Source organism: Microcystis sp. M53603_WE2, from assembly GCF_030065435.1.
The window spans coordinates 1-8888 of sequence record NZ_JASJFF010001337.1 but is presented as its reverse complement, the minus strand read 5'-3'; the positions used below and the strand labels follow the sequence as shown (position 1 = coordinate 8888).

The 8888-nt window shown below is 39.0% G+C and carries 5 protein-coding genes and 1 tRNA gene; all 6 read right to left on the bottom strand.

Going from position 1 to position 8888, the window contains the following annotated elements; translation table 11 throughout:
• Positions 1 to 580: 580 nt before the first annotated feature.
• Complete coding sequence (locus tag PX481_RS28180; RefSeq protein WP_004266777.1) at positions 581 to 1111, bottom strand: hypothetical protein; 531 nt, start codon at positions 1109 to 1111, stop codon at positions 581 to 583.
• Positions 1112 to 1116: 5 nt separating this feature from the next.
• Positions 1117 to 2172, bottom strand: coding sequence for an AAA family ATPase (locus PX481_RS28175; protein WP_004266778.1), 1056 nt, complete (start codon positions 2170 to 2172; stop codon positions 1117 to 1119).
• A gap of 73 nt (positions 2173 to 2245) precedes the next feature.
• Positions 2246 to 5752 (bottom strand): BREX system P-loop protein BrxC, encoded by a 3507-nt coding sequence (gene brxC, locus PX481_RS28170; RefSeq protein WP_004266780.1) that lies wholly within the window; start codon positions 5750 to 5752, stop codon positions 2246 to 2248.
• Between the two features lie 13 nt (positions 5753 to 5765).
• The gene (locus tag PX481_RS28165) at positions 5766 to 6389 is read right to left on the bottom strand and encodes a DUF1788 domain-containing protein (protein WP_004266781.1); all 624 of its coding nucleotides are present in this window, start codon (positions 6387 to 6389) and stop codon (positions 5766 to 5768) included.
• Positions 6390 to 6604: 215 nt separating this feature from the next.
• Complete coding sequence (locus PX481_RS28160; protein ID WP_288097241.1) at positions 6605 to 8101, bottom strand: serine/threonine-protein kinase; 1497 nt, start codon at positions 8099 to 8101, stop codon at positions 6605 to 6607.
• A gap of 518 nt (positions 8102 to 8619) precedes the next feature.
• Positions 8620 to 8691, bottom strand: a tRNA-Gly gene (locus PX481_RS28155).
• Positions 8692 to 8888 lie beyond the last annotated feature (197 nt).

Sequence of the window (8888 nt, the reverse complement as noted above, 5' to 3'; positions counted from 1 at the left end):
TGAGGTAGTCAGTTACCTAATTTTCAGGGAAAAAGTACCTGAATTTTACCCCCGATCACTCCAATGGCTGGCACTTTTTGAGGGGAAAAAAGTCCAAAAGTCTTATCCAACAAGGTTTTTAGATTTATTCAGCAGACCCTAAGTAGTCGTGCAAAATTAATTTCCTAGTCGAGACGGGAGACGGGAGACGGGAGACGGGAGACAGCTATTAGGGATCGGATTTGAGTTTTCAGTTCACTGTTTCCTCACACCAGAAGTCTGACGGAGTAGTGGCTTAGATGTGTAATGAATTTTGCTTAGGTACTTAAGACAATCTTATCCTAAAAAGATATTAACAACGGTTCTAACTTAATTTATGGGAACACCTGTCTCATTTTCGAGGTTTGCAAGTTCAACAAGATTATCATGTTATCAATCTTTGGTAAGTGTCAGTGGAATAGGTTTTTAATCAATCTCTTAACTCTCTACTGCGTTTTACCCCCATTAATAGCTGTTTTAGAACAATTGCCTTGGTATCAAGAACTTTTAAACCGAGGGCGTAAACAAGACCCAATTAAAGGTATAGCATCAGGAGATAAGTTCATATATCGGATAGTTCGGAACTAATTCGTTTAACTGGCCATGGAGCAAATAGTTGATTCCAACTTTCAATATTAAGAACTAAGCAAATTTCATAGAACTTTCGCTTCCATCGAGGAGTTTCTCTCCCCATTGGGGGTAATTTTTCCTTAATTTTATCTGTCAAATTAATTAGTAGAGCTTGGTCTAAAGTGACTAAGCAAATATAACGAATTGGTTTGTTAACTTCATTCTCAGCCCAACGATAAATAAAAGAATCTATAAATTTTTGAGCAAATGTATCGGCTAATTCCCCTTTTTCTAGCTGTTTCAAAAACTTTTCTTTTCCTTTTGTTTGAGCATTAGGATTACTGGGATCTTTTATCTCAATAAAAATTAATGTTTCCTCAATCTCAACGATGAAATCCACTCGACCCATTTGACCAATACCATGATAATTGGGTAGATTGGCATCCATTTGGTCAAACACGAAACCATTTAATGCGTCTGTAAACTCTATACTTAGATCACCTTCTGTTAACGTTAATCCCATTTAATTTAGCTCCTTAAATATTGTTTAAGTTGTTCATTGGTTAAATCCGTATAAGTATCTGAAATTCGGTTCGGGTAAATTTCTAGATATTCATGGGTGCTATTAACCCTTAATTGATTATTTTCCTGATCCCGATAAAGACTATGATAAGTAATCTTATCATCTTTCTTTTCATCAATTAGTAAATCAAACCATTTTAAAAAAACATAATCATGAGTAGCCACTATAACTTGTTGACCATTACGAGATAATTCTAGTAAAATTTCTACCAATAGCCTCATTAATTTAGGGTTAATATTTCCTTCCGGTTCATCCCAGAATAATGTCCCACTCATCCCCGGTTGAATTGCACCCGTTTCTAATAACCTAGATAATACTCCCATCTTGCGAAAACCTTCAGCGATTGCATTAACAGAATATTCTATATTTTTGACTTTAAAATTTACCCTACCTCCTCCATAAAAGATAAATTTTCCCCCACAAATATTTTTAATTTCTTCCATCGCCCATTTAGATTTTTCCTGAAGATTTTCAGACCGGATAACAGGTAAATCTAGCAGTGACCATAGATCTCGATAGGTTTCATCAAAATTCATTTGATACCTATCGTAGAGACTAAGCATTCCCTCCATAAAAGATAAAGATTCTTGAGCAGGAATAAAAACTGGAGTTTGTTGGTATTGCTCATAATTTTTATTCTCGATAATATGCACAGATTGGGAACTCTTAGAAAAACTAATTTTCAGCGTTTGCTCTAGGGAAAAGTTAATAGTACATTCTGCCCTTTCTTCTGCTCCCGTGTGATAAAGTTTTCCTAATTTATTATTTAAAGGAAGAAAAAGACGAATTAACCGCTCGGTTAAAAAATCCCTTAAATCAGACTCCTCCATCTCCGATGGCTGTTTAAACAGTTTATACCCAGAACTAAGGGCATAAGCAACTTTTAACAAATGAGTTTTTCCCGTCCCATTTTCTCCAATAATGACGTTAATCTTCGGAGAAAAATCAATTTTTAAACGTCGAAAAGCTGTAAAATTTCTCAGTTCTAATGATGTAATCATCTTTTCATCTCAATCAAGAAATCGGTAATCTCTATATCGTGGTAAATAGTTCCCACACCCCACACCCCACTTCTCAAATTTGAATCCGTTTACCTTCCTTAATTTCTGCTATTAAAGCCTCACGCATTGCCGAGAGATACTCCTCCACATCCGCCTCATCTGCCAGCCATGCCTTGCCAAAATTAATCTTAATTGTCTGACTGGGTATATATTGAGTTTCTGACTCCTTAACCCGACGGGTTGCCTGGGAAGAAACCCCATCAACCCCCGTCAACTTAGTCATTTTTGAGAGTAACCGAGGATAGGTATCCGTTTCAAACTTCTGACGGGTACTGCGAATCATAGCAATCAAATCTTCTTGAGCAATAGAATCACAACAATCCTGAAAAGATTTCAGAATTTCCTGCTGTTGCACCGGAGAAAGTTGGGAAAACTCGGCCATTTTACCCATTCGCTCTTGTAACAACCCGATTTCTTCCTGTGCTTGTTCCACTTCCTTGGTAACTTCGCTAGAAATTTCTGCCTCTACCGACTCTATTAACCCCTTTACCTGCTGCATCCGGCTTCCTTTAAAGCATTGGGTATCCGTGAGAACTGTTCTCAGTTGAGATAGATTATCGCTGTTGATATAACTAAAATTGGGCTTTTGAGTCTCTAATAACAGTTTAGCCCGATCATAAATCCGTTTTTGTTCCCCCTGCATAAAACTCAGAATCGGCTCTATTACATTCTCTTTAAGATCTAATAACTCATCCTCTCGTTCGGTTAAATCGGTAAGATACCAATCATAAGGCTGATTACATACATCATTCAGGGTTTGTCGAGCCGGTTCTAAAGCCGATAAAAAAGGATATTTATCCATTTCTGAGAGTGTTTCTCGAATCAATTGGCTGAGTTCCTTAAATGCTGCTTGCGTTTTCTGATAAATAGCTTTAGGTTCATTATCTCCACAGGGTTGAGCAAAAAATTCCTCATAAAAATCCTTAAGTTTTCGTACCTGTGAAGAGGTAAATTTCTGTTGTGGCTGTAGTAAAATATTACTATAATTACGGGACTTACAAATAGCCTCAACTAATGCCCCTCCTTCCAACAAATTGCCCTCTCTTTCCACTTTTAGCTTACCTCTGGCGCACAGTTTGGCAACCATACATAAAATCGCCCCCTCACTCCACCCATAGGGTTTACGTTGAAAATTATCGGTTAGAGACTTCATAGATGTCCTTAACCCCTTTTCTTTATCCTTTTGAGTAAAGTTAAAAACCTCTTTTTCTGGTTCACTTAAATCCTTGAGATCATTACTAAATAAACCCTCTTGAGACGGTTCTAAAAAGTGCTTAAATTGTTCGACTTTATAAGTCACTCCCCCTAACATTTGAAAGTTATGATACACCTCGGCAATTAATTTCTGAAACCCTAAAATAATTCTACTTTGAGCATCACTACTGCCAATCTCTAACTCCCTTCCCGATACAAATAACTTAGCCTGTCCTAATAAACTTTTCAGACTGTTTTTAATCTTTTCGTAATTTTGTTGATTGCTTTGATTTTTTTGATTCAAAATACTTTTAACTTCTTCCTGATGAGTGACAGATATATTCTGTTGAACATACTTTTCTGTTCTTTTATACATGGTTAAATCTTTCATTAAAGGCTGATTAGAAGGGATAATAACTAATAACTCATCCCGTCCCATATTCTCCATCTGTAGGGCTTTTTCTTGCTCATGTTGCCAGAAAAAAGGAGTGATGATTTGAATACTTAACTCGTATTCTCGTTTATAAAGTATTCCATCAATCTTACGGGAGAATTGATAATCTTGTGTCCCCTCTTGATTGCGAATTTTTGCGGTTTTGAGAATCTCCTCAAAAATTAAATTATTTAAGGCATCTAAAATCCTATTATCTTCTAATTCTGTATTTTTAATCTCCTGCTCAATGTCTTTTTCCTTGTCCGTTAAATACTCATACAAGTCCCCCGTTCTCTGAATGTAGGTTTGATGTTCAAGCAGGTTTAACCCTTCCTGAACTCGATTTTGTAGGTGGGAAATATCCTGTTCAAATTCCTCTAACATCAGGATAGATAAATTCTGTAAATTAGCCTTAAATCCCTCTACATATTTAACTAGAAATAATGCCTTGAGAAGACGCACGGCAAAAGGATTATTAAGATTATCTTCCGCTAAAGTAATACCACTCTGAATATTAGATTTCAACGTCGATCTAATTCCTTGAAACATTAAATCAAATGTAGCTAGATGACCAATTTCTTGCCCCTCAATTGCTATTACCACCTTACGGAAAACCGCCAACATTGAGCGTTCCCCTACCGAACTATGTTTTCCTTCAAAAGCACTATGTATAGATAATCCTCTAATAGCAGACTGGAAAAGGGTAAACTGGTAGGGAATAAAAGGATAACAATCGATAAAATGGTTTCTATCTTGAAAATTACGGAAATCCCTTGAGCCATCGGAAAAGCGAAATAAGGTAGGTAAATTATGCCGTTGTTGCTCATAAATCTGCCCGAGTATTCTAACACCATCCTCATTTTTTGTCAGCAGACGTTTCTGAATAACTTCCGCCACATCCCGGCTGGTTAATTTCATGCGATTAGCAAAACGATCTTGAATTTTAGAAAAATCCTTAGTTCGATGATTTCCCATTTCTCCTAATACCGTTTCCATGTCTTCCTGAGCGGTGACAATCACCCAAGAACGTCCCTGACATTTTGTGGCTAAACTCTCGGCAATGGTTTGTAAATTGGTCATTAATTTAACATTATCCGCAATGTATTGTCCCACCTCATCCACAAAAAAGTTTAGTCTAAAATTAGAGGATTTCTGTTCAATAAATGCTTTTACCTCTTGGGAAAAATCATCAATGGAAAGTTTATAATCCTGACGATATAAATCGAGAATATTGGTGGAATTTTCCACCGATGCACCGGTCACTTTTCCATAGGCGATCGCAATATTTTTTCTTTCTAAAATGACTTGTTCCCGTCCCCTTTCCCAGGGTTTACCAGCAACGGATTCATACTCAGTTTTAAAAGCAGTATATAACCCCCGCTCATCTAATTCTTTTTCAAACTGAGCAATATAGCCCTGTTTTCCATAATAACCCCGCGCTTCATTGAAAACCTTGCTAAAAACTGATAATAAAGCATCAAATTCTGTTTTACTGGTGACATCCGCCTTTTGATCGATATTAAATAAAATACTTTGAGCAGGAATAGCAACGGCTTTCCTTAAGTCTCTTTTAAGAATTTCATTGTTCCGACATTTGGGTAAAAATTTTTCAATTGCTTGGCTATTTTCGAGCCAGCGATCCTCTAACAACAGGGCCAATATTTTTAATAAATGGGACTTACCAGAGCCAAAAAAGCCCGATATCCAAACCCCATTAACTCCTGTATAATTGTTATAAGCTGACAAAAACTCCTCTAGGCGTTTTTCAACCTCGCCGGTAAGCACATATTCTTCTAGTTCAACGTGCAGACTCGCCTCATCATTGGCATCCGCTTTGATTACCCCTTCCATAGGACGACTAACTTGTTTCTCAAAAATTCTACTTAACTGCATAATTAGTTCTCCCTTAAACTTGGTACTCGTAAATGTTAAAAGCTCGATAATATTTGTCATCTCCTAAGAGTCCAAATAAATTGAGAGAGGCTCCCGACTCTAGGGAATAGGTGTAGGCCCCCGGAAAAAACATTACCGTCGGTTGGTTGTTGTTCGTGGTTTGGAGGTTATTAAGAACATTATGGGAACGAATATAGGGAAAAATTTGACCAACGCCCCATAAAAACAAGATATCAAACGGATTTTCGGCAATTTTTTCGCCTAGGGCTGGAATTAAATGACTCTCCGAATCTAACACATTTTGTAAAAGCTCTTTCAGTTCCCCTTTAGATATCGAGGATTCTATATCGAGAATTTGCTCAAATATCTGCCGTTCCCTCAATAAGTCAAGACAGAGCTCATAAAGATTGATCTCTAATATGCGAATCCCTTTTTGATGCAACTGACTAACCAGTTGCTTTTGCAGACGTTCCATTTCAACAGTGTCTTGAGGTGGGTAAGGACAGATAAAAAAAGGAACTTCATTGCCAATTCCCTGTTTTTTGAGAAATCGCTCTGCTGACAGAACCGATAATAAATATTCAAATCTTTGGTTGATTGCTATTGTTTCAAGAGAAGACATCCAAATTTCGCCCATCTTGTCAATAATATTAGTATGCCCATTTTATCTGAATGAGAGTCAAAATCGGCTCTCTTATTCTTTGTGTGATCAGTTTAACTTACTATAGAAGCGATCAATCTTTGTGTCCTCTGTGTCTGGAGTGGTTCCTTCCACCCCCTCGCTAGGAGGAATGTATCTGAGAATAAATTTTACCCACCAAATCCAAGAGAACCAAAATCCTGGCTTGCTGCCTACAATTTCAGGTGATTAAGGGCTAAATTCCGTTGTTGGAGAGCTAATTGATGGCTAGGCTCTAGTTGTAGGGTTTGGTTAAAGGAAACCACTGCTTCCGAGAAACATTTTAACTTGTAGAGACAACAACCCCGTTGATACCATGCCTCAGCCTTTTGGGATTGTAACTGTAAAGCCTTATTATAAGCGGCGACCGCTTCACTGAGTCGCTCTAATTCCCGTAAAGCTTCACCTTTGCTAAACCAGACATTAGCATCGGATTTAATGGCCAGGGCTTGATTATAAGCCGCTAGACCTTCCGCATAATGTTGCATCCGACATAAAATCATGCCCTTGTAATGCCATGCTTCCAGATAATCTGGCTGCAGTTGAATCGCCTTATCCCAAGATGCGATCGCATCACTGATTTGTCGTAAATTAGCTAAAGCGATGCCGCGATAAAACCAAGCCCGAGCATTATTAGTCTCTAATTGAATTACCTGATTAAAAGACCCTAAAGCTTCAGGAAAACGCCCTAATCGTTGCAAGGCCAGACCGCGATTATACCAAGCATTGACAAAATTGGGCTTTTTCCGCAGGGACTGCTGATACAATTGAACTGCTTCGCGATGCTGCCCCAAATCGAGATGCGCGTTACCGCGATAAAACAAATCCTCTGCTGAAATTTCCAGCACTAAAGCTTGTTGTTGACGCAATTGCAGTAACTCTTTTATGGCATCTAAAACTTCTGCTGCCGAGGGAAAGCGTTGGCGCCAGTCATAACGGGTCATTTTATCGATAATAACTGCTAGATCATCTCTAACATCGGCCTGATCGCGCCAAGCGATTTCTCCGGTTTCGGCATCTTCGGGCAATTGCGTCGGTTTGAGACCGGTTAAGGCTTGAATAGCGATGATTCCCACGGCATAGACATCGCTAGACAATCGCGGTTTATTTTGCGCCTGTTCACTAGGCATATAACCAGGGGTGCCAATCCCAATGGACACACTGGTCTGTTTTGCTTTTAGCCATTGAGTCCCCACTTGTTTGACTCCGCCAAAGTCGATTAAAACTAGCTTGCCCTCTTGGCGACGGATAATATTATGGGGTTTGATATCTCGGTGAATAATATTATTTTGATGGACAAAAGCGAGAACTTCCAAGATATCTTTTAATAACTGAATTACCTGACTCTCTTCTAAACGCTTACCCTTAGAGATTTCCTGACTAAGATCGTGACCATCGATAAATTCTTGAACGATATAAAAAGACTTATTTTCCTGAAAACTGGCGAAAAATTGCGGTATTTGAGGGTGATGGCCGAGTTTTTCCAAAGCTCTGGCCTCACTCTCAAATAATCCTATAGTAACTTCGTTAACCACTTGGGTGATTAACTGTTTGACCACACATTGAGGACGGCCGGGGCGATAGTTATCTTGGGCTAAAAAAGTTTGACCGAAAGCCCCTTGACTTAGGGGTTTAATAACTTGGTAACGTCCCCCGATAATTAGTTTCATGGTAGCGATAGCATTATCTTTGCCCTAGATCAGCTTGATGGGACGGTTAACAGCCAAAGGGGTTAACTTGACCAAGCCCATCTTGCCAGTTAATTGATATATTACCAAAAAATTGGGTTTAAAGCCTCGCCCTTTTAGGGCGACTTGATCTGATGTATGATATTAAGAATAGGCGGCCGGGTAAGCAACCGCTTAAAAAACCCAGTCATCAACCGATGAACGCACCTTGAAAACTAGAGTTATGGGGTTCTATAGGGGAATGCTCCTATAGGTAAAAATTCTCAGCACCAAGTACCAAAGAAACCAATTATTTTAGAGGTTTTGAACTGTATCGTAGGGGACCCCGAGAACAGGCTTCTGTAAGGGAGCGAAAGTCTGAGGAGAGAACCACCTCTGGGTAGGATTTCGCCAGGAATCTAATTCAAGTGGACTCGTTGAGCCAGAAATTCACAGCAGTGATGCTAGAAGAATCCACGTCCGTTTACGGCGTGGGGTATGTCAAATCAATTGTCGTCAGAAGCGGGTAACGCGACTCGAACGCGCGACATTCACCTTGGGAAGGTGACGTTCTACCACTGAACTATACCCGCAAAAGTCTCCCTAATCATAGCATTGACCCCCCAGCCAGAGCAACTGCCCTAGGCTATTTTCAGCAATTCCAAATTCAAACGGTAGTGTAGGATACAGAATTGATTTCGCTTCTGTCCCTCAAAATAGAGTGAACGAGTTGCCCATTGGGTTTTGCAGGAATGGAAGTCCAAGATTTGAGTTTTATAGGGATGCTGAG